Source organism: Collinsella aerofaciens (assembly GCF_040910325.1).
GTDB classification, from domain to species: domain Bacteria; phylum Actinomycetota; class Coriobacteriia; order Coriobacteriales; family Coriobacteriaceae; genus Collinsella; species Collinsella aerofaciens_BL.
This window is the reverse complement of sequence record NZ_JBDGAV010000001.1, coordinates 81,259-102,940: the sequence shown is the minus strand read 5'-3', so window position 1 is coordinate 102,940 and position 21,682 is coordinate 81,259. Positions and strand designations below refer to the sequence as shown.

At 62.6% G+C, this 21,682-nt stretch carries 22 protein-coding genes; 11 read left to right on the top strand and 11 right to left on the bottom strand.

Annotation, left to right across the window (positions count from 1 at the left end; all coding sequences use genetic code 11):
* Positions 1–18: 18 nt before the first annotated feature.
* The 3 genes from AB5Z25_RS00425 to dnaK all read right to left on the bottom strand — a co-directional run bounded on the left by AB5Z25_RS00425 (position 19) and on the right by dnaK (position 3,830).
* A complete protein-coding gene (locus AB5Z25_RS00425; RefSeq protein ID WP_368134506.1) occupies positions 19–984 on the bottom strand; it encodes a DnaJ C-terminal domain-containing protein in 966 nt (321 codons plus the stop codon).
* 108 nt (positions 985–1,092) lie between these two features.
* The gene (locus AB5Z25_RS00420; RefSeq protein WP_368134505.1) at positions 1,093–1,935 is read right to left on the bottom strand and encodes a nucleotide exchange factor GrpE; all 843 of its coding nucleotides are present in this window, start codon (positions 1,933–1,935) and stop codon (positions 1,093–1,095) included.
* Between the two features lie 2 nt (positions 1,936–1,937).
* Positions 1,938–3,830 carry a molecular chaperone DnaK gene (gene dnaK, locus AB5Z25_RS00415; protein WP_006235214.1) on the bottom strand — a complete coding sequence of 631 codons (1,893 nt, stop codon included), beginning with the start codon at positions 3,828–3,830 and terminating at the stop codon, positions 1,938–1,940.
* Positions 3,831–4,307: 477 nt separating this feature from the next.
* Here dnaK and AB5Z25_RS00410 point away from each other — a divergent pair, with 477 nt between their 5' ends.
* On the top strand, positions 4,308–4,559 hold the full coding sequence (locus tag AB5Z25_RS00410; protein WP_158564522.1) for a ferredoxin family protein: 252 nt from the start codon (positions 4,308–4,310) through the stop codon (positions 4,557–4,559).
* 176 nt (positions 4,560–4,735) lie between these two features.
* On the opposite strand, the gene AB5Z25_RS00405 is transcribed toward AB5Z25_RS00410, so the two are convergent.
* From AB5Z25_RS00405 to nadA, 4 genes are read right to left on the bottom strand one after another with little or no spacing between them, the layout of a single operon-like run.
* The gene (locus tag AB5Z25_RS00405) at positions 4,736–5,281 is read right to left on the bottom strand and encodes a transcription repressor NadR (protein ID WP_316365645.1); all 546 of its coding nucleotides are present in this window, start codon (positions 5,279–5,281) and stop codon (positions 4,736–4,738) included.
* Positions 5,281–6,141 carry a carboxylating nicotinate-nucleotide diphosphorylase gene (nadC, locus tag AB5Z25_RS00400; RefSeq protein ID WP_368134504.1) on the bottom strand — a complete coding sequence of 287 codons (861 nt, stop codon included), beginning with the start codon at positions 6,139–6,141 and terminating at the stop codon, positions 5,281–5,283. Before nadC ends, AB5Z25_RS00405 begins: the two co-directional genes overlap by 1 nt.
* A 3-nt stretch (positions 6,142–6,144) precedes the next feature.
* On the bottom strand, positions 6,145–7,521 hold the full coding sequence (locus tag AB5Z25_RS00395) for an L-aspartate oxidase (RefSeq protein ID WP_368134503.1): 1,377 nt from the start codon (positions 7,519–7,521) through the stop codon (positions 6,145–6,147).
* A gap of 56 nt (positions 7,522–7,577) precedes the next feature.
* Positions 7,578–8,603: a quinolinate synthase NadA gene (gene nadA / locus AB5Z25_RS00390; RefSeq protein ID WP_368134502.1), complete on the bottom strand. Its 1,026-nt coding sequence runs from the start codon at positions 8,601–8,603 to the stop codon at positions 7,578–7,580.
* 293 nt (positions 8,604–8,896) lie between these two features.
* Here nadA and AB5Z25_RS00385 point away from each other — a divergent pair, with 293 nt between their 5' ends.
* On the top strand, positions 8,897–9,619 hold the full coding sequence (locus AB5Z25_RS00385; protein ID WP_368134501.1) for a LytR/AlgR family response regulator transcription factor: 723 nt from the start codon (positions 8,897–8,899) through the stop codon (positions 9,617–9,619).
* The gene (locus AB5Z25_RS00380) at positions 9,619–10,899 is read left to right on the top strand and encodes a sensor histidine kinase (RefSeq protein ID WP_368134499.1); all 1,281 of its coding nucleotides are present in this window, start codon (positions 9,619–9,621) and stop codon (positions 10,897–10,899) included. The genes AB5Z25_RS00385 and AB5Z25_RS00380 overlap by 1 nt, the downstream gene beginning before the upstream one ends.
* A gap of 60 nt (positions 10,900–10,959) precedes the next feature.
* On the opposite strand, the gene AB5Z25_RS00375 is transcribed toward AB5Z25_RS00380, so the two are convergent.
* From AB5Z25_RS00375 to tnpA, 3 genes are all read right to left on the bottom strand, one after another.
* Positions 10,960–11,529 (bottom strand): hypothetical protein, encoded by a 570-nt coding sequence (locus AB5Z25_RS00375; protein ID WP_368134498.1) that lies wholly within the window; start codon positions 11,527–11,529, stop codon positions 10,960–10,962.
* A 91-nt stretch (positions 11,530–11,620) separates the two neighbouring features.
* Positions 11,621–12,802 (bottom strand): RNA-guided endonuclease TnpB family protein, encoded by a 1,182-nt coding sequence (locus tag AB5Z25_RS00370; RefSeq protein WP_368134497.1) that lies wholly within the window; start codon positions 12,800–12,802, stop codon positions 11,621–11,623.
* A 5-nt stretch (positions 12,803–12,807) separates the two neighbouring features.
* Positions 12,808–13,203 carry an IS200/IS605 family transposase gene (gene tnpA, locus AB5Z25_RS00365; protein ID WP_195364121.1) on the bottom strand — a complete coding sequence of 132 codons (396 nt, stop codon included), beginning with the start codon at positions 13,201–13,203 and terminating at the stop codon, positions 12,808–12,810.
* 201 nt (positions 13,204–13,404) lie between these two features.
* Here tnpA and trxA point away from each other — a divergent pair, with 201 nt between their 5' ends.
* From trxA to AB5Z25_RS00325, 8 genes are all read left to right on the top strand, one after another.
* Positions 13,405–13,725: a thioredoxin gene (gene trxA, locus AB5Z25_RS00360; RefSeq protein WP_195535683.1), complete on the top strand. Its 321-nt coding sequence runs from the start codon at positions 13,405–13,407 to the stop codon at positions 13,723–13,725.
* A gap of 221 nt (positions 13,726–13,946) precedes the next feature.
* Positions 13,947–14,195, top strand: a complete 249-nt coding sequence (locus AB5Z25_RS00355; RefSeq protein WP_006235225.1) for a hypothetical protein — start codon at positions 13,947–13,949, stop codon at positions 14,193–14,195.
* A gap of 1 nt (position 14,196) precedes the next feature.
* Positions 14,197–14,709, top strand: coding sequence for a nickel-responsive transcriptional regulator NikR (nikR, locus tag AB5Z25_RS00350; protein WP_199580128.1), 513 nt, complete (start codon positions 14,197–14,199; stop codon positions 14,707–14,709).
* A gap of 42 nt (positions 14,710–14,751) precedes the next feature.
* Positions 14,752–17,220: a carbamoyltransferase HypF gene (gene hypF / locus AB5Z25_RS00345; protein WP_368134494.1), complete on the top strand. Its 2,469-nt coding sequence runs from the start codon at positions 14,752–14,754 to the stop codon at positions 17,218–17,220.
* Positions 17,221–17,351: 131 nt separating this feature from the next.
* Entirely contained in the window at positions 17,352–17,612 is a 261-nt protein-coding gene (locus tag AB5Z25_RS00340; protein WP_117736746.1) for a HypC/HybG/HupF family hydrogenase formation chaperone, read from the top strand.
* Positions 17,612–18,724, top strand: coding sequence for a hydrogenase formation protein HypD (gene hypD / locus AB5Z25_RS00335; protein WP_368134492.1), 1,113 nt, complete (start codon positions 17,612–17,614; stop codon positions 18,722–18,724). Before AB5Z25_RS00340 ends, hypD begins: the two co-directional genes overlap by 1 nt.
* Positions 18,725–18,808: 84 nt before the next feature.
* Positions 18,809–19,843, top strand: coding sequence for a hydrogenase expression/formation protein HypE (gene hypE, locus AB5Z25_RS00330; RefSeq protein WP_195232889.1), 1,035 nt, complete (start codon positions 18,809–18,811; stop codon positions 19,841–19,843).
* A gap of 105 nt (positions 19,844–19,948) precedes the next feature.
* Positions 19,949–20,617 (top strand): HAD family hydrolase, encoded by a 669-nt coding sequence (locus tag AB5Z25_RS00325; RefSeq protein ID WP_368134491.1) that lies wholly within the window; start codon positions 19,949–19,951, stop codon positions 20,615–20,617.
* A gap of 316 nt (positions 20,618–20,933) precedes the next feature.
* On the opposite strand, the gene AB5Z25_RS00320 is transcribed toward AB5Z25_RS00325, so the two are convergent.
* A complete protein-coding gene (locus AB5Z25_RS00320) occupies positions 20,934–21,491 on the bottom strand; it encodes a hypothetical protein (RefSeq protein ID WP_368134490.1) in 558 nt (185 codons plus the stop codon).
* Positions 21,492–21,682 lie beyond the last annotated feature (191 nt).

Sequence of the window (21,682 nt, the reverse complement as noted above, 5' to 3'; positions counted from 1 at the left end):
GCGGGCCGTGCAACCAAACTAGTACGTCGCCTTGTAACGGTTGACCTTCTCGCGATAGTCGCGCGTGTCGGCCTCGCGCAACTTGGTCATGGCCTCGCGCTCGTCGCCGGACAGGTTCGTGGGAACTTGCACCTTGATCTCGACAAGCAGCGCGCCCGTGCGGCCGCGATGTTTGACGTCGGGCGCGCCCATCTCCTTAAAGCGGAACTTCTTGCCCGTCTGGGTACCCGCGGGCACCTTCAGACGAACCGTCGCGCCACCGGGCGTGGGCACGTCCACCGTGCAGCCGAGCGCCGCCTCGTAGACCGAGATCGGCACCTCCATGGTCACGTCGGCGCCCTTGCGCTTAAACAGCGGATGCTCCTCCACGTGCGTGGTCACGACCAGGTCGCCGCGCTCGCCTCCGGCAACGCCGTACTCGCCGCGGCGCTTGTAACGCAGCTTGCCGCCATCCACGGCACCCGCGGGCACCGAGACCGTAATGGTCTGCTGCTCGCCCGTCGAGGGAATGCGGTAGGTGACCTTGTGCGTCACGCCGCGAAACGCGTCCTCGGCCGTTACGTCGACGGTCAGCGACAGGTCGCCGCCCTTGCGCGCGCGGTTGCGGCCCGCGCCGGCACCGGCAGCGCCCGCGGTCCCGGCAAAGCCCGAGCCCCAATCGCTGCCCCAGGCACCGTTGCCGCTAAAGATGCTGTCGAAGATATCGCCCCAGCCGCTCGTACCAGCGCCGGCACCGTAGCCGCCGCCATACGCACCGCCCGCGCCCGGCATGCCGCCGAACATGAGCATCTGGTCGTACTCTTTGCGCTTCTTCTCGTCCGAAAGCGTCTCGTAGGCCTCGCTAATTTCCTTAAACTTGGCCTCGTCGCCGCCGGCATCGGGGTGATATTTTTGCGCGAGCTTGCGAAACGCGCTCTTGATCTCTTTGTCGGAGGCGCTCTTGGATACGCCCAGGATGTCATAGAAGGTTTTGCCTGCAGCCATCGTAGCTCCTCTCCTGTTTCATCCGCCGTCCCCGCGGACGGCGGCTCATGCTTTCATATAGCACTAGGCCAGAAAGGGCCCCGGGTGTTGCCCCGGGGCCCTTCTCAATTACTCCTCGGTGCTCTCGGCCGTATCGGCCGCAGCATCCTCGGGCGCCGCTTCGGGCTCCGGTGCGGGGCGCTTCTCGCCACCGTAGGTCACCGTCACCATCGCGGAGCGCAGGATGCGGTCCGCCATGCGGTAGCCCTTCTGGTACACGTCGTTGACGGTCTCGTCGTACTGCGCTGCGTCCTCGACACGTCCCACGGCCTGGTGCTCGAGCGGATCGAACGCCTCGCCCTTGGGGTCGATGGGCTCAACGCCCTCATGCGCGAACACGTCGAGCAGCTTGGCATGCACCGCGTCAACGCCATCGACGAACTGCTTAAAGTCGTCGGAAAGCTCCTGGCTACGGGCATGGTCAATCGCACGCTCGATATCGTCGACCACCGGCAGCAGCGCGGTGACGAGCTTCTCGGTCGCGCGCTCGCGCTCGGCGATGCGCTCGTTGGCGGTGCGGCGACGGAAGTTCTCCCAGTCGGCCTGCAGACGGGCGGTGCGCTCGGTGGCGTCCTTTGCCTTGTCCTCGGCGGCCTTCTGAGCCTCTGCCGCAGCATCGAGCTCATGGCGCACGTCGGCAAGCTCCTTCTGGGCCTGCTCGAACTTGAGCTTAAAGTCGTTGTCGGCGGCTTCCTCACCGGCGCGGATAGCGGCTTCCACCATCTCGTCCTCGGTCATCGTCGCCTCCTTGTTGGAATCCTCTACCTGGTTCTCGGCAGCCTCGGCGGCCGCGGCCTCATTGGCCTCGGTATCGTCGACGGCCTCTACGGGAATCTTCACGTCCTTCTCCTCAGAGTCAACGGGGGCGGCACCAGCGGCAGCCGCCTCCGTGCGAGCTTTACGAGCGGACATGATTACTTGTCCTCGTCGTCCACAACCTCGTAGTCGGCGTCGACAACGTCATCGTCGGCAGGCTGGGCGCCGGCGGCACCGTCGGTCTGCTGCTGAGCGTCGGCGTAGACAACCTGGGCCAGCTCGTAGGCCACAGACTGCAGGGACTCGCCGGCGGCCTTGATAGCCTCGACGTCAGAGCCCTCGAGCGCCTTCTTGGCGTCGGCGATAGCGGCCTCGGCCTTGGACTTCACGTCGGCGGAAACCTTGTCGCCCAGCTCGTTGAGGGTCTGCTCGGTGGAGTAGCACAGGCTGTCGGTCTGGTTGCGGACCTCGACCTCCTCCTTCTGCTTCTTGTCCTCCTCGGCATGAGCCTCGGCGTCCTTGACCATACGATCGACTTCGTCGTCGGAAAGCGCGGTGGAGCCGGAGATGGTGATCTGCTGCTCCTTGCCGGTGCCCTTGTCCTTAGCGGAGACCTTGACGATGCCGTTGGCGTCGATGTCGAAGGTGACCTCGATCTGCGGCACGCCGCGGCGGGCAGCCGGGATACCGGTCAGCTGGAACTTACCGAGCGACTTGTTGTCGCGGGCAAGCTCGCGCTCGCCCTGGAGCACGTTGATCTCGACGCTGGTCTGGTTGTCGGCAGCGGTGGAGTAGACCTCGGTCTTGGAGGTCGGGATCGTGGTGTTGCGGTCGATCATCTTGGTCATGATGCCGCCCATGGTCTCGACGCCCAGCGACAGCGGGGTAACGTCGAGCAGCAGGATGCCCTCGACGTCGCCGGTGAGCACGCCGCCCTGGACGGCAGCGCCGTCAGCAACGACCTCGTCGGGGTTCACGGACATGTTGGGCTGCTTGCCGGTCATGGTCTTGACGAGCTCCTGAACGGCGGGCATACGGGTGGAGCCGCCGACGAGGATGACCTCGGTCAGATCGGAGAGCTTAAGCTTGGCGTCGCGCAGGGCGTTGGTGACAGGCTGCTTGCAGCGCTCGAGCAGGTCGCGGGTGATCTTCTCGAACTCGGCGCGGGTCAGCGTGTAGTTGAGGTGCAGCGGGCCGGACTGGTTCATGGTGATGAACGGCAGGTTGATGGTGGTCTGCTGGGCAGCGGAGAGCTCCTTCTTGGCGTTCTCGGCGGCCTCCTTCAGACGCTGCAGGGCCATGGGGTCCTGACGCAGGTCGACACCGTTCTCCTGCTGGAACTTATCGGCCATCCAGTCGATGACGCGCTGATCCCAGTCGTCGCCGCCCAGGTGGTTGTCGCCCGAGGTGGACAGAACCTCAAACACGCCGTCGGCGAGGTCGAGGATGGAGACGTCGAAGGTACCGCCGCCCAGGTCGAAGACCAGAATGCGCTGGTCGGTGCCCTGCTTGTCCAGGCCATAGGCCAAAGCAGCAGCGGTCGGCTCGTTGACGATACGCTTGACGTTGAGGCCGGCGATCTTACCGGCGTCCTTGGTGGCCTGACGCTGGGCGTCGTTGAAGTAGGCCGGAACGGTGATGACGGCGTCGGTGACGGTCTCGCCCAGATACTTCTCGGCGTCAGCCTTCATCTTTGCGAGCGTCATGGCGCTCACCTGCTCAGCGGTGTAATCCTTGCCCTCGATGTCGACGACGGCACGGCCACCCTGACCCTCCTTGACCTCATACGGCACGGTCTTGATCTCGGAGGTGCACTCGGAGTACTTGCGGCCCATGAAGCGCTTGATGGAGAACACGGTGTTCTTGGGGTTGGTGACAGCCTGGTTCTTAGCGGCCTTACCCACGACGCGGTCGCCGTCGGCACGGAAGCCCACGACGGACGGGGTGGTGCGGTCGCCCTCGGCGTTCACGATAATGGTCGGAGAACCGCCCTCGAGAACGGCCATTGCGGAGTTAGTAGTACCAAGGTCGATACCAAGAATCTTGCCCATTAGAAATTCCCTCTCTCTTGTGCGTTTGCACCGACTCGGCGGTCTGCCGAGCGGTGTTTCGGCTTGTCTTTCAGGATGTAGTGTATCCCCTTATGGGCCGGAATATACAAAATCTAAGTCAATTCATATAAGATTTCTTATTGCCAAGAGTTTAGGTTCGCAAATACGCAGGTAGACGCCCTGTTTGAGTTCTGGGCAAATCTATCGAGATCTATGTAGAGATGGCTGAGGTTTGGGCCGGAGCCACACGGAGTGGTCTTGGGGCTACCCCGAGGAAGGCGTGACCCGTTTTGAGCGTCGATTCCGGGACACGCTTTCCAAAAGCACGCTCAATCGCCCTATATTTCAAGTCACCTTTAGCTAACATTTACGCAGCTCAACGGCCTCACCTGCATGTTTTTTAGTAAGCCGCGGCATACTCGGCGAACGGTATGAAGATGCCGGCCAGAGGGTATTGCAAACAGTCGCTCCCGTGGTATGTTTTTGCCCGAATCAAACCGGCGCGCATCGCCTGTAGCGTCGGTCAACAGAGAGGAAACTACCATGGCTCATCCCGTAATTGATGCCGACGAGTGCATCGCTTGTGGCGTTTGCGTCGACTCCTGCCCCGCTGGCGTTCTGGAGCTCCAGGACGTCGCTACCGTCGCTGACGAGGACTCCTGCGTCGCCTGTGGCGCTTGCCAGGACGCTTGCCCCGCTGGCGCGATCACCGAGATCGTCGAGGAGTAACAACTCCCCCACTTGCACACTCAAAAGTACACCGTGCACAAAAAAGGAGGCTTCCGCATCGCCGCGGAGGCCTCCTTTTGCATGTGTGGGCAGTTGCGGTGGAATAGTTCCTGGCTCATTGCTTAGATGCCGATTGTAGGAACTATTTCACCGCAACTTATAAAGACGGTGTCGGGCTAGGACAAATCATCCTCGTAGGGCATCAGGTCTGCTAGGTAGCCTTTTTCCTTGAGCATCGCCTCGATCTCGTCGAGGGTCTGTTCGTCCTCCGCCGCAATACGATGGAAGTGATAGCCGCTCGTCACCGTTAGTAGCGGAAAGCTCTTGCCGCTCTCGATATCGCGCAGATAGCGCTCGACATCGCGGCGGTTGCGGATGTCCAGGTCGGCCGTGATCTTGCCGTACACACGATGGTTGACGATCACGTTGAGCACGGCGCCACCCGCGTCGACGATACTCGTGAGCTCATCGCCTGCCTGCTCCACGCTGTGGCGAACCTTGACCAAGCGCGTAGGCACGGCGGGGCTGCTGGGCGCCTCCTGCAGCACGTAGCCGCGGTTGGTCGCCACGATATCGTGCCCATCGGCGCGCAGCAGGGCGATGTCCTGCACCACGATCTGGCGGCTCACACCCACCTCGCGGGCAAGCGCGCTGCCCGATACGGGCCCCTTGGCCCCCTCGAGCACGGCCATGATGGCACGGCGACGCTCGCGGGCGTCCATTATTTACCGTCCAGCAGACGCAGGTGCTTAAGCGAGAGGTCGAGGATCGGCGCGGAGTGCGTTAACGCCCCCGAGCTAATAAAGTCAACGCCCAGGTCGGCGAGCGCGCGGATATTGCTGGCGTCCACGTTGCCCGAGCACTCGGTCTTAGCACGGCCGGCGATAAGCTCAATCGCGGCAGCCATATCGTCGTGGGTCATGTTGTCGAACATGATAATGTCGGCACCGGCCTCCACGGCCTCGCGCACCATGTCCAGATTCTCGCACTCAATCTCGACCGTCGTGGTAAACGACGCATGGGCGCGCGCCATCTCGATCGCGCGCGTCACGCCACCGGCGGCATCGATGTGGTTGTCCTTGAGCATGACGGCCGTCGACAGGTTGTAGCGGTGGTTGCTGCCGCCGCCGATTTCAACCGCCGCCTTCTCAAACACGCGCATGCCCGGCGTGGTCTTGCGCGTGTCGACAAGCACGGTCTTGGTGCCCTCGAGCGCAGCCGCCATCCGATGCGTGTAAGTAGCGATGCCGCTCATGCGCTGCAGGTAGTTGAGCGCCACGCGCTCGCCCGAAAGCAACACGCGCGCGTCGCCGCGCACCTGGCCCACGTGATCGCCGGCATGCACCTCGTCGCCATCGACGACATCAAACAGCACCGAGCTCTGCGGATCCAGCAGCTCAAAGGTGCGGGCAAACACATCCAAGCCGGCGATGATGCCGTCGGCCTTGGCGATAAGCTCCACCGTGGCGGGACGCGCCGTGGGGCACACGCTCGCCGTGCTCACGTCCTCAAAGGTAATGTCCTCGCGCAGGGCCTGCAGAATCAGATCATCGACGACGAGCTTCATGGTAATGGGATTCATGGTCTACTCCTCCACGGCCTGCGTGCCGGCGGCACGGGCCAAATCATCGATTGCCAGGGTGTCGGCGCCCAGGGCGCGATGACGGCCATCGAGCGCGGGATCGCCTGCCTGCTCCACGGCCAGTGACTCGCCGGTACGCATATACCACGCGGCGCGACGACCCCAGACCAGCGCCTCGAGCAGGCTGTTTGAAGCCAGGCGATTCTTGCCGTGAACGCCGTTGCAGGCCGTCTCGCCGGCGGCGTAGAGCTCGGGCATCGAGGTGCGGCCGTCCTTGTCGACCCACACGCCGCCCATAAAGTAGTGCTGCGTGGGCGTAACGGGGATGGGCTCGTCCAAGATGTCGCGGCCGTCCTCCAGGCAGCGCGCGCGGATATTGGCAAAGTGCCCGGTCACCACATCGCGCTCGACGGGGGCAAAACTCAGCCACTCGTGCTCGATGCCGTCCTGCTTCATCTGCTCGCGAATAGCGGCAGCGACCACATCGCGCGGCTGAAGCTCGTCGGTAAAGCGCTCGCCGGCGGCGTTGAGCAAAATCGCGCCCTCGCCGCGGCAGCTCTCGCTGATCAGGAAGGTGCGGCCCGGCTGCGGCGAGAACAGTCCCGTGGGGTGAATCTGCACGTAGTCCAAGTGCTCCATCTTAATGCCATGCTCCTGAGCAATGTAGCAGGCGTCGCCCGTGAGCTGCGGGTAGTTGGTCGAGTGGTCGTATACGCCGCCGATACCGCCCGTCGCCCACAGCGTGTGGCGGGCATGGATCTTAAACGGCTCGCCGGCATGCACGCCCTCGGCGGCATTTGTCAGCTCGTCGGCGGGGCGAACCGAGTTGTCCTCGTCCACGGGAACGGCGACGACACCGGCACACACCGTGGCGCCGTCACGCTCGCCCGTCAGGATATCGGTCATGGCTACGTGCTCCAAAATCTGCACGTTATCCAGCTTGCGAACGGCCTGGAGCAGCTTGGTCGTAATCTCCTTGCCGGTGATATCGGCATGGAAGGCGATGCGCGGACGGCTGTGCGCGCCCTCGCGGGTAAAGTCGAGGCTGCCGTCGGCCTTGCGCTCAAAATCCACACCCATCGCTAGCAGGTCGTTGATGACCGAGCGGCTCGAGCGGATCATGATGTCGACGCTCTCGCAGCGGTTCTCGTAATGGCCGGCGTGCATGGTGTCCTCAAAGAAGGCATCGTAGTCCGAGCCCTCGGGCAGTACGCAGATGCCGCCCTGCGCGAGCATCGAATCGCACTCGTCGACAGCACCCTTGGAAAGCATGATCACGCGCGTGCTCATCGGCAGGTTGAGAGCTGCGTACAGGCCCGCCACGCCGCAGCCGGCAATGACGACGTCGCACTCCATATCGGGGTATTGCTTGGTTTCCACAGGAATCCTCTCCTTTGTAATGTGACATAAGGAACCGTCCCTCATGCCACATTGTTCTAGCGCGCTGCGCACTCGAGCATACGGTCGAGCGTAAGTTTTGCCTGGTCGGCAGCCTCGTCCGAGACGCCGATCTGCACCTCGCCCTCGCCCGTCTCCAGGCAGCGCACGAGCTTTTCGAGCGTGATGAGATCCATGTTGACGCAGGTGGGCTGCACCGCGGGGAAGTAGAACTTTTTGCCGGTGCCCTGGCAGCGGCGCTCGAGCTCGTAGAGCACGCCGCGGACCGTCACGATGATGAATTCGCTGGCGTCCGACTCCTCGGCATACTTGATGATGCCGGCGGTGGAGCCGATGTAGTCGGCCTCGGCCAGCACATCGGCTTTGCACTCGGGATGCGCCAGTACGAGCGCGTCGGGGTGGGCCTCCGTCGCGTCGACGATCTGCTCGACGGTGATGATGTGGTGGCGCGGGCAGTAGCCCTTGTTGAGAATGACGTGCTTTTGCGGCACCTGCTCGGCTACGAAGCGGCCCAAGTTTTGATCGGGGATGAACAGGACATGCTGCTGCGGCAGCTCAGACACGATCTTGACGGCGTTGGAGCTGGTGACGCACACATCACTCCAGCTCTTGATCTCAACCGTGGAGTTGACGTAGCAGACGACAGCCAGGTCGTCGCCGTACTCGGCGCGCGCCGCGTCGACCGTCTCGCGCTTGACCATGTGCGCCATGGGACAGTCCGCGCCCGGCTCGGGCAGCAGCACGGTCTTGGTGGGGTTGAGCAGCTTGGCACTCTCGCCCATAAACTCCACGCCGCACAACACGATGGTCTGCTGCGGCAGGCTCTTGGCAAGCTTTGCCAGGTAGAAGCTGTCGCCGACGTAATCGGCCACAGCCTGGACCTCGGGTGCCACGTAATAGTGTGCCAGGATCACCGCGTCGCGTTTGGTTTTAAGTTGCTGAATGGCCTCGACGAGCTCTGCGGGCACCAATGCCGCGCGCTCCGTTGCCGTCGTTGCCGATGCCAGGCCGGCCGCAATGTCGCGTGCAAGCTCCGATGCATCCATGTTCGCGCTCTGTGCCATCAAGGCCCCTCTCTTTTGGCGAATCTTGGGGCTTTAGTATGACACCTAGGTTTACAGCTGACAAGACAGCTGTAAACCTAGGTGTAAAGTTGAAATAAAGATTCAATCATATGGCAGGTCCATTTTCGAACTGGCAAGCTGAGGATAGCCGAGCTCTCGATAGCGCAGGAAGCATCTTTTGCCACCGCAATACCGCTCGGCGCGAGTTGCGCGACGTGGGGCGCAAATGGGACACGCCTCCGCGAGCGGTCCGCACCCAATGTGGCAAAATCGAACTACTAAGGGGGCTCAGAATGCTCAAGATTATTGCCTGCGACGACGACGTCGCTTTTCTAGATAGACTGCACCGGATGATCGACCGTTGGTCGAGCGAGACGGGCACGGCGGTCGATGTTGCGCTCGTCACGCGTGGCGAGGACCTGCTGGCCCGCCATGCCGCATCGCGCGCCGACATCATTCTGCTCGACATGATCATGCCGCTCGTCAACGGCATGGACACCGCACGCGAACTGCGCCAGGCCGACACCGCCGTGCGCCTGGTGTTTCTCACCTCGTCGCCCGAGTTCGCACTGGAGTCCTACGAGGTCCGTGCCTTCGACTATCTGCTCAAGCCCGTGACTTACGAACGCCTGGCGCAGTTGCTCGACGAGCTTTCGAGCATGCGCCCGGCGGCAACCGACGAGCTCGTAATCAAAACTTCCTTTGGCTACCACGCCCTGCGCCTGTCCGACATCGAATATGCCGAGGCGCGCAACAAGCACGTGGTCTTCCACCTGCGCGACGGACGCGACATCGAGGCACTCGAGTCGTTCCACAGCGTCGAGGACCGCTTGGAGCAAAACGCAGTCTTCTTTAAATGCCACCGCAGCTACCAGGTCAACCTGCGCAATATCGATCACTTTGACCGCACGGAGATCTTCATGAGATCGGGCGCCTGTATCCCGTTGGCACGCAGTTGCAAGCAGGGGTTCCAAGATGCCTACTTTGCGGCGCGCTTTGAGGGCGGGAGGCACTGATGCTCCTCCCCACGGCCGAAATGCTGCTTTGGGCAATCCACCACGCAACGACCCTGCTCTTTGGCGTTTTCGCCTCGGCAGCGCTGTGCGGGGTCGAGATCAACCGCCGTCATGCGCTTGAGCTGATCGCGGTTGACGTGCTCACCGGTACCGCCTTTGCGCTCGCCAATGTCTTTGGCGGCGAACTTTTCGCTCGACAGGTGTATCCGCTCGTCGTGCATCTGCCGCTCGTCATCTATCTGTGCGCGCGCTATCGGCTGAGCCCTTTGCTCGTTATGCTCGGCGTCACCAGCGCATACCTGAGCTGCCAATTTAGCAACTGGATGGGCATCGCCGCGCTCGCCGCCTGCGGCTCGCAAATCGCGTACTACGCGACACGCATTATCACCACGGTCGCCGTCTTTGCGCTCCTGCTGCACTGGGCCGGCGACATCGGTCCGCGCTTGGCAGTCAAAAGCCCTACCGAGCTCGAGATTCTGCTCATCCTGCCGCTCGTCTATTACATCTTTGACTACGCCACCAACGTCTACACCACGTTGTTCCACTCGGGCTCGGTTGTGACCGTTGAGTTTTTGGCGTTTGCGCTTTGCGCTTTCTACCTTATGTTTCTTGCTGTGTATCTGCGCGAATACGAGGCTAAAGAGGCCGCCGAGCGCGAGCGTTGGATGCTCGAGACCCGCGATAGCGCAGCTATCAAAGAGCTCGAAGCCTGGCGTCAATCTGGACGCGAGCTTTCGGTTCTGCGCCATGACATGCGGCACTTCCTGCGCGGCCTTGCGGTTTTAATCGAAGAGGGTCACGTCGACGAGGCGCTCGGGCGCATCAACGAACTCTGTGAGACAAACGACCGCACCGCCGTGCGCCGCTACTGTGCCAACGAGACCGTAAACATTGCGCTTTCGTCATTTAACTCGGATATCAATAGAAACGGCATTACCGCCAACCTGCGCGCCTCCGTACCCGAAACCATCCACGTAGGTGACGCCGACCTGTTTAGCGTGCTCTCAAATGCCTTGGAAAACGCTATCGCCGCCGCAAGCGCTGCACCCCAAGGAAAGCGATTCGTCGACTTTGACCTACGATTGGAGGACGGCCAGCTGCTGCTTTTGGTTTCCAATACGTTTGGGCGCGCGCCGCGCATGGTCGATGGCATGCCCGTGACCCAACATGCCGGTCACGGCTTTGGCACCAAGAGCATTAAGCTTGCCGTGGAGCGCATGAACGGCAACTGTCAGTTCCGCATTAACGGCGATCGGTTTGAGCCGCGCGCTGTGATGTAGGGACGCGATAAGCCGGCGCCGCGCTCGACCCGTCAGGGCCGCCTTACCGGCGCCAATCCGCTACAGCGGAGCGGCCGCCGGGGTCAGCTGCTTGATGTATGCCCACATGCGCTGCTTGGCGGCTTTGTCAGTGAGCGCCGCCTCAAAACCGTCGAGCGCGAGCACGCGGCGACCCTGCACATGGGCGATCAAGCCGGGCTTGAGCATGGCGGTGTCGAAGTCATCGATCGCCACGAGCATATCGGCATAGGTCTCGCGCATGGTATCGGCCGCACGATCATCCAGCAACAGCACCGCCTCGGGGTCCAGCGCCTCGAGCGCCTCGCGGAACAGCTCGCACGGCAGGGCATGGCCCACCGCCACCGTTCCGTCGCCCGCACCGGCGACGCTTGCCAGCACGCAAAAATCCTCGGGCGCATAACCGATGGCCCCGAGCGCCTTACGCAGCGCCGCGCCATCCGCGCCTGCGGCAAGCTCGCCGCCCGAGCGCTCGGTCTCATCCAAATCGCCTTTTACCAGCACAATCGGCGAGCACGCGTTGCCTGCGATGCGCACGCCACGACCCGCAAGCGATGCGAGCTCCTGCTCGGCCGCCTGGGCGATGGCTTCTTTTTTCTGGCTTTGTGACATAGGTATGCGCTCTCCAATCGTTTGCGTGCCCACCATTATTTGACACTCCCCATGGCTAAAGCCAGGGGATTCTTGCTTCACCGAGAATTGCCTAGACTGCGCATGCAGCCGTAGGTCTTACGCCCTCTCCACAAGCGTTTGCGGCGTCTGCCGCGGTTCCCGCATGCCCTGCGGTACCTTCCAGGATTCTCCTTCCCTCGCGGGCGATGTTGACGGCGGCGTTCAGGTCGCGGTCGTGACGCATGCCGCACGCGGGGCAGTCCCATACCCGTTCGGCCAGCGTCAGTCCCCTGTAGACGTAACCGCATGCGGAACACGTCTTGCTGGACGGATAGAACCTGCCCACCCTTACGAAGCCGCGCCCCGACCATGCGCATTTGTACTCGAGCTGGCGCGCCAGCTCCGACATGGCGGCATCGCCCACGGCCTTGGCGAGGCGGCGGTTCCTCTGCATGCCCCTGACGTTCAGGTCCTCGACCGCGATGTTTTGGCTTTCTCCCACCGCATGCGTCGTGAACTTGTGCAGGGCGTCCTTCCGCCGGTTGGCAACCTTCTCGTGCGCCCGCGCGACCCTGACACGCTGCCTGGCGCGATTTGCGGAGCCCTTCCGCTTGCGCGAGAGCCGCCGCTGCTCCCGCGCCAGCCTCCTCTCGCTCCTTTGCAGGTTTTTGGGGTTGGGCAGGCGCTCCCCCGTGGAGCAGGTGGCTATGTCGTGTATTCCCGCATCGACTCCCAGGAACCCGACGGTCGGGGCCGGCGCGTCCGTGGCGGGGACGTCCACGCAGCATATCGCCACGTAGTACTTGCCGCTCGGCACCTGCTTGACCGTCGCGGACAGGACGCGCCCCTCCACGGGACGGCTCACCCGCGCCCTGACGGTCCCCAGCTTTGGCAGCCTCACGTGCCTGGCGTCGATTATCCCGACGCCGTTCGTGCGGTAGCTCTTCCTCCCCGCGCGTTTGGACTTGAACTTCGGAAAGCCCACCTTGCCTGGTGCGCGGAAGAAGTTCTTAAATGCCTTGTCCAGGTCGCGCAGGGACTGCTGCAGTGCCATGGAGTCCACCTCGGAGAGCCACGGCGCGTCCGCCCTCTTCCAGGCGGGGATCTGGGTGATGTAGGAGTTGATGTGCCTCGATTTGCCCGTCCGCGCGTACTCGTCCCGCCTCATCGCCAGCACCCTGTTGTAGACCCAGCGGCAGCAGCCGAAGGTCTTCTGCAGGAGGGCCTCCTGCTCGGCGCTCGGGTATATGCGGTACTCGAAGGTCTTGTCCATGGCCCTCACGCGTTCCTCTGGTCCTCGATATACTGCCTGACGGCCTCGGGCGTCGCCCCGCCGACGGTCGAGACGAAGTAGCTGTTCGTCCAGAGCGTCGGCAGCTTGCGCTTCAGCTGCGGGAACTCGGCGCGCAGGTCGTGGCTGGTCCTGCCCTTGATGCGCTTCACGGCCCGGTGGATGCCGAACTGGGGGTCGACTGAGACGAGCATGTGCACGCGGTCGGGCATGACCTTGATTTCCCTTATCTCGAAATCGAGTTCCTCCGCGACCTCGTGCGCGATCTCCTCGAAGCGGGAGCCGATGCCGTCCACGAGCACCTTCCTGCGGTATTTCGGGCAGAAGACCACATGGTAGTCGCAGTCCCAGACTATGTTGTCGTTGCTCCTGTATCTATCCATGAAAACAGTATACCACTTGCAGCCGTATATGTATATCGGCTGACGCCGATGCGCCTTATATCCCCATATCTGAAGAAAGGGGTTTTGCGGCGCTTTTGATAAAAGAGCCGCCCGCGAGTGGTTGCTTTGCGGGCCGCTGGGTATAAGCACGGTCGTACTGAGTTTTACGCGGCTGAGCCGCGTCACATTATGGAGGTCACCATGGCTGACATTAAGCAGATTACCCCCGAGAACTTCGATTCCATCGTTAACGGCAGCCTGCCCGTGCTGGTCGATTTTTGGGCACCGTGGTGCGGGCCCTGCCGATCGCTCTCGCCCATCGTTGACGAGGTTGCCGATGAGCTGGCGGGTAAGCTTGCCGTTGCCAAATGCAACGTCGATGATAACCAGGACCTGGCCATGAAGTATGGCGTCATGAGCATCCCCACGCTGATTGTGTTTAAGAACGGCGAGGAGATTGACCGCTCGGTTGGCGCTCTGCCCAAGGCGAGGCTGCAGGCGCTGCTGGAGAAGCATCTGTAATACGCTTGTTACTTACCCGCCGTCCATGAGCGGTTTTGCACCGCTCGCCGGACTGCCGGGTGCGGCGCGTGCGACCACGGATAGTATGGTAGTTACAAACAGCCCCCAGTGAACGGGTGCGAGTCGCACAGACTCGCACCCGTTTTCTTATGCAGCTGCGCACAGAGTGGGCGTAGTAAAATCTGAACCACTGAACTGCCCCATACAAAAGGAGATTTCCCATGCATGATGTTGGAATGAACATGAGCCAGCTTGCCATGAGCGTCAAGCAGGTCGACGACACCATCGAGCTCGCTCACGAGTGGAGCCATCAGCTGCTGCATGCGACCGAGAATTTTGACATGGAGCGCATCGGCGCCAAGCTCGAGGCAGCCATGGCCGCGCTGCACGAGGCCCACGACGCACTCGAGGGCTACGAAGAGGCCATCGAGGCCGACCACAACTCCGTCGGCTCCGTGAAGCTGGTGTAACGTGGCCGAACACGAGCACGGCTGCGGGTACGAGCACGAGCATCCGCACGGGGCGGACGGTGACGCGGGCTGCCGCTGTAGTGGTTCCGGCTCCGAGCTGGTCCGTTTTTCGGTTACCGCACCGGACGACCTGCTGCGCCGTTTTGACGAACAGATCGCGCGCCGCGGCGACGTGGCCAACCGCTCCGAGGCCGTGCGCGACCTGATTCGCGCCTCGATCGCCAAGGAGCAGATGCGCACGCCCGATGAGCATGTTATCGGGTCGCTCACCATGATCTACGACCACCATACCGGCGACCTGACGCGCCGTCTGGACGAAGTGCAGCACGACTACACCGACGAGATCGTATCGACCATGCACGTGCATCTGGATCACCACAACTGCTTGGAGATTCTGGCGCTCAAGGGTCGCGGCGAGCGCGTCTACGAACTAGCCGACCGTCTGCTGGGCCTGCGCGGCGTTAAGCACGGCGAGCTCACGTGCGCCGCCACCAAGCAGAGCCTGGGGCTGTAGCGCACCTGTCCCTATTTGGTCGGTTTTGATGAGGGGTGTCGCATGCGGCATGTGCATATTCATGTAACGGGCATTGTGCAGGGCGTTGGCATGCGGCCGTTTGTGTATCGCGAGGCCATGGCGCATGGCATTTGCGGATGGGTGCTCAACGCGGGCGACGGCGTGCATATCGAAGCGCATGCTCTGGCCGGTGCGCTCGATGCTTTTGTTGCCGCGCTTTCTGAGCATGCGCCTGCGGCAGCCCGCGTAGAGCATGTCGAGGTTGTGGACCTGGCAGCCAACGGTTGGGATGCCGCCAATGAAGAGGGTTTTCGCATCGTAGCATCGCAGGACCAGACCGCGCACACGACGCTCGTCTCGCCCGATATCGCCACCTGCGACGATTGCCTGCGCGAGCTGTTCGATCCCGCCGACCGACGCTATCACTACCCCTTTATCAACTGCACTAACTGCGGCCCACGCTTTACCATCATCCGATCGCTGCCTTATGACCGAGCGGCTACCTCGATGGACCGTTTTCCCATGTGCCCTGAGTGTGCCGCGGAGTATGCCAATCCGCTCGACCGTCGCTTTCACGCGCAGCCCGATGCCTGCTTTAATTGCGGGCCGCATATCATGTGGCGCGAAGCGAGCGTGGGCGATGAGCCGGGCGAAGCCGCCGCGCCGCTGGCCGTCGGCACCACGCGCGAGACCAGCGACGCCATTATCGACCGCTGCGTTGAGCTGCTGGCCCTTGGTGGCATCGTCGCCATCAAGGGCCTGGGCGGATTCCATCTATCCTGTGACGCCTCCAACGAGCAGGCGGTAGCCGAGCTTCGCCGCCGTAAACGCCGCAGCAACAAGCCACTTGCCGTTATGGTGCGCAGCCTTGCCGACGCTGAACGCCTGTGCCATATCAGCGACGTTGAGCGCGGCTTGCTGGCCGGCAGCATTCGCCCCATTGTGCTGCTGCGCCGACGTGCTGTTTGCGAGAGCGGTGATTCTCCCGACGCCCTCGCGCTCGCACCGTCCGTCGCGCGCGACCTGCCCGAGCTCGGCGTTATGCTCCCCTACACCCCGCTTCAGCATCTGCTGCTTGCCGCGGCAGAAGCCCGCGGTATGCACGCGCTCGTCATGACCAGCGGAAACCTGAGCGAAGAGCCCATCGAGACCGACGACGATCTTGCCTGGGAACACCTCGTTGCCGCCGGCATCGCCGACGCGTTGCTCGGTAACGACCGCGCGATCCTCTCGCGCTACGACGACTCTGTAGTGCGCGTGGTCGACGGCGCCGTTATGCCCGTGCGCCGCGCTCGCGGATATGCACCCCAGCCGCTGCCGCTGCCGGCGCTCGACGGCGCTCCGTCCTGCGTGCTCGCCTGCGGGCCACAACAAAAGGCCACGATTGCGCTCACGCGTGAAGGGGCGAACGGCGAGGCAACCTGTTTTGTGTCGCAGCATATCGGCGATGTTGAAAACGGCGGGACCTTCGATGCCTGGAACGCCGCGCGCACGCGCTTGGAAGATCTCTTTGACTTGGCGCCCGCCGCCTTAGCCTGCGATGTACATCCCAGCTATCTATCGAGCCAGTGGGCGCGCGAGCAGGCGCGAAAATGCAATCTGCCGCTCGTCGAGGTGCAGCACCATCATGCGCATATCGCGAGCGTAATGGCCGAGGCTATCGCCGCGGGCCAGCTTACAACCGACGCGCGCGTCCTTGGCATCGCCTTTGACGGCACCGGCGCCGGTACCGATGGGACCATTTGGGGCGGCGAGTTTCTTGTTGCCAGCCTTGGCGGCTTTGAGCGCGCCGCGCATTTGCGCACCTGGGCGCTCCCCGGCGGGGCGGCCTCCGTGCGCGACGCCCGCCGCAACGCCTTTGCCCTGCTCAGTGAGCTCGGCCTGCTCGAGCACCCAGGCGCCGCTCGGCTTTTGGACAGCCTCGACGAGCAAACGCGCAGCGTGACAGCCACCATGATCGAGCGCGGCATCAACAGCCCGCGTACCAGCAGCATGGGGCGTCTCTTTGATGCCGCGGCAGCAATTCTGGGCATCTGCGACAAGACAACCTACGAGGGCGAACCCGCCATAGAATTCGAAGCCGCCGCCTGGCGCGCGCTCAGCAGTGAAAGTGCCTGCCCCACCGGCAATATGGCCAGCTTTTCCGTAACCGAATCATCCCGTCCGGACGACTGCCATGTTCTGAACTCCAGACCGCTTTTTGAGGCGCTTTTGGAGGGAATCAGGACCGGCGTGCCCGCCGGCAAGCTCGCGCTCGACTTCCATGTCACCATCGCACGCGCGTCGGCCCGCATCGCAAGCGAGATCTGCGTCCGTGAAGGCATCGACACCGTCGTGCTCTCGGGCGGCGTGTTCATGAACCGACTCCTGCTTCAGTTCCTCACCCGCGAGCTCAAAAGCGCAGGCCTTACTGTCCTTGTCCCCCACACCGCACCCGTCAATGACGGCTGCATCGCCTACGGCCAGGCGGCGGTCGCAAGCGCTCGTCTTGCGCAGACAACATCGCGATAGGCTGTTTTGCCAGTCTGCGCGCCGCCGTCTCACAGGTGTAACGCGTTTGCTCGTGACTCCCGCGAGCGCTACCATCAACTGATGGGTAATTAGGCGCCTATCCAGCGCAAAACGTATAAAAGGGGAACATTATGTGCCTTGCCGTTCCCGGTAAAGTGGTCAAACGCGACGACGACCTTAAGGCGACCGTCGACATGATGGGCATCGAGCGCCCCGTTTCGCTGCGCCTCGTGCCGACGGCACAGGTAGGCGACTATATTCTCGTGCACGCCGGCTTTGGCATTCAGATTGTCGACGAGCAGGAGGCCCAAGAGACACTCGAGCTCGTCAATACCATGGCCGAGCTGGCCGAAGAGGACCAGCTCGCCACCAACCCGGCGGAGGCTTACTAGTGGCGGCCGGACAGCCGGCGCGCTCTGGTATCGACTTCTCGGCATTCCGCGATCCTAAGCTGGCTCGCGAGCTCATCGGGCGCATTCATGAGCTTGTCGGCAACCGCAGCATCAACCTTATGGAAGTCTGCGGCACGCACACCGTGAGCATCGGTCGCTATGGCTTTCGCTCCATTATGCCTGCCGGGCTCAAACTGCTGAGCGGTCCGGGTTGCCCCGTCTGTGTTACCGCCAACCGCGATATCGACCATGCAATCGCGCTCGCCAAGATGGACGGCGCCATCATCACCACCTTTGGCGACATGATGCGCGTGCCCGGGTCGTCTACCTCGCTCGCCGCGCAAAAGGCGGCGGGGCGCGATATTCGCATTGTGTACTCCCCGCTCGATGCACTCGATATCGCCGAACACAACCCCGATCGCCCGGTCATCTTTATGGGCGTCGGCTTTGAGACCACGACGCCTACCATCGCCGCCGCCATCCTGGAGGCAGACGCGCGCGGGCTGCAGAACTTCTCGGTCTACTGTGCCCATAAGACCACGCCGCCGGCGCTGCGCGCCATCGCCAACGATCCCGAGACCACTATCGACGGCTTTATCCTGCCGGGCCACGTCGCCACCATCACGGGCCTGGCGCCCTTTAGCTTTTTGGTCGACGAGTTCAATACCCCGGGTGTGGTCACGGGATTTGAGCCGGTCGACATCTTGCAGGGCATCTGCATGCTGGTCCAGATGGTTGTCGAGAGCAGGCCGGCGATCGACAACGCCTACCGCCGCGGTGTCAATGCGAACGGCAACCCCGTGGCGCGCCAGCTGGTCGAGCAGGTGTTTGAGCCATGCGACACCACGTGGCGCGGGCTGGGGCCGATTGCCAACTCGGGCCTTTCCATCCGCCCCGAGTTCTCGCGCTTTGATGCCCGCACTCGCTTTGACGTGCCCGTTGAGACGACGGTCGAGCCGCGTGGGTGCCGCTGCGGCGACGTGCTGCGCGGGGCCATTACGCCGAGCGACTGCCCTCTGTTCGGCCAAGCTTGTACACCCGAGCATCCCGTCGGCCCCTGCATGGTGAGTTCCGAGGGCAGCTGTGCAGCATATTTCCGCTACCGAGGCTAATGAGTTCCGCCGCTCTAACGAACGGCGGGCCGGTCGACGCTGCACCTCACCCATATAATTCCGTCCTCGATTGGAGTTTTCGATATGTCCCGTACTGCCACCGATAGCACTGTCCTGTTGGGCCACGGCTCTGGCGGCCAGATGATGAAACGCATCATCGATGAGGTCTTTTTGGATGCCTTTGGGTCGCCCGAACTGCTCGAGGGCAACGATGCCGGCGTCGCTGCGCTGCCCGCGAGCGGGCGCATCGCCATGTCGACCGACAGCTTTGTAGTCTCGCCGCAGTTCTTCCCCGGCGGCAATATCGGCCGACTCGCCGTGTGCGGAACCGTTAACGACGTCGCGACCTCGGGCGCCAACGTGCGCTACCTCTCATGCGGTTTTATCCTCGAAGAGGGCTACCCCATGGACAAGCTGCGTCAAATCGTGCAGACCATGGCCGAAACGGCGCGCGAGGCGGACGTGGCGATCATCACGGGCGACACCAAGGTGGTCGAGCGCGGCGGGGCCGACGGCGTCTACATCAATACCGCCGGCGTGGGCGAGGTGCCCGAGGGCGTGGCGCTCAGCGGCGCCAACTGCCAGCCTGGCGATGTCATCCTGGTGTCGGGTACACTCGGCGACCACGGTATCGCCATCATGAGTCAGCGCGAGGGTCTGGCGTTTTCGAGCACCATCGAAAGCGACGCCGCGCCGCTCAACCACCTGATTGCCGATGTGCTTGCCGCAGCACCCGACACACGCTGCTTCCGCGACCCCACTCGCGGTGGCCTGGCGTCCACGCTCAACGAGTTTGCCCAGGCCAGCGGCGTTGCCATGGAGGTCGACGAGGATGCCGTGCCCGTACGCCCCGACGTGCAGGCAGCCTGCGAGATGCTCGGCTATGATGTGTTGCAGGTGGCAAACGAGGGCAAGATGGTCGCCGTGGTGCCGGCCGAACAGGCAGATGCGGCACTGGCCGCCATGCGCGCCGCCCGCTACGGCGAGAATGCCGCCATCATCGGTCGCGTGCTGCCGCTTGCCGAGGACGCCCGCCCCGCCGTGCGCGTACGCACCGGCTGGGGCTCGACCCGCATACTCGACATGCTCGTGGGAGAGCAGCTGCCGAGGATTTGCTAACGACAAAGGCTCAGGGCTATTAAAGATATTCAGATTCCAAACATGCCCGGCACGCATGCCCAGTATCATGGGGTGCGCTTTACAACTCAAACGGCAGGAGCACCCATGGCAGCAGCGTTTTCCCATGTGATCTTTGACCTGGACGGCACCATCCTCAACACGCTCGAGGACCTGGCGGCCGCCGGCAACCATACCTGCGAGATGCACGGCTGGCCCACGTTTGCCGTGGACGAGTACCGCTACAAGGTGGGAAACGGCATGCTCAAGCTGGTCGAGCGCTTTATGCCCGCCGAGTACGCGGGCGACGGCCGCATGTTTGAGCAGACGCTCGCCGAGTTTAGGGCTTATTACGGCGAGCACAAGGAGGACCACACCGCCCCCTATGCCGGCACGGTCGAGATGCTCGACCGTCTGCGCGCCGCGGGCGTTGAGCTTGCCGTGCTCACCAACAAGGACCATATTTCGGCGGCTCCGCTTATCGAAAAGTACTTTGGCCCCGATCGTTTTGCGCTGGTGCAGGGTCGTGTCGACGCGTTTCCACCCAAGCCCGAGGCTCCCGTCACGCTGCATGTAATGGAGGAGCTGGGCGCCGACCCGGCAACCACGCTCTACGTTGGCGATTCGAATGTCGATGTTCTGACCGGCCACAATGCCGGCCTTAAGAGCGCCGGCGTCACCTGGGGCTTCCGCGGCCGAGCAGAGCTCGAAGCCGCCGGCGCCGACTACGTAGTGGACACCCAGGACGAACTCGCCGCGCTGATCTTGGGCGAGTAGCGAGCCGCCCACCAATAAGTTGCGGTGAAATAGGGACTGATTGCCGGCCTACTGCCCCCAACAGTCCCTATTTCACCGCAACTTAGATGGGCACGGGGTAGCTAAAAGAGCCCCGTCCCAAATTAGCTGCCCCTCAACAATGGCAACACCGCAGGTAGAGGACGGACAGCGAGCGCCGCCCAAGCCGAACAAGTTGGCATGAAAAAGGCGAGGCATAGACCTTTTGGTCATGCCTCGCCTTTTGAGTGACAAATTGTCGGCTTGGGCGGCGCGCAGCGTCGAGCAGTTGCGGCGTTTGGTAAAACGCCGCAACAAACTAGCTCAGCATCGCATCCATCATCTCGGAGTTGACGGAGTCGTCAGCAGACCACTCGCCGTCGTCGTTGCAGGTGTACTTGAAGATAACCGTGGTCTTCCTGGGCTCGGTAGCCTTGGTCACATCGACCATCACCTGGCCGGCCATCTTGTACAGCTCGCCATCGGAAGGAACCGTGTCAAGCGCAGCGACCTTCTCCTGATACTGGGTGGAGAAGTCCTCGACGATCTTGTTCATGGACTTGCAGGTGATGGAGACCTCGGCGGTTGCAACGCCCTTGTCCTCGTCGACCGTCACGTCGCCGATCTCGTAATCAAAGCCCTCGAGATAGGTCTTGGCATACTCCTTGGGATCGATGCCCAGCTGCTCGAACTCGTCGCCCGAAGCCTCTTCCAGACCAGAGAGAAAATCGTCGCCACCGTTTTTGACCTCATCGAACTGAGTCGTAAGGTCCTCGGTGATGAGCTCTTCGATCGAGGGGCCTCCGCAGCCGGAAAGCACGACCACACATGCAACCAAAACGGCCATGAGGGGCGCAAGCAGCAGCTTCTTTTTCATGATGTTCCTCCCAATGAGCGGCACCGCGCTTCCCAAACGCGGCGCACGTTGTGATAGTAAGCACATACTATCCACTTATGAACACCCTCGGCAGCACGAAGGCGCGGTCGGTTCGTTTTAGCGTCCGAACGGTTTGCAAGCCCGCCCAACGCGCAATAAAACGCTCCCCTGCGGTGCAATAAAAAAGGGTG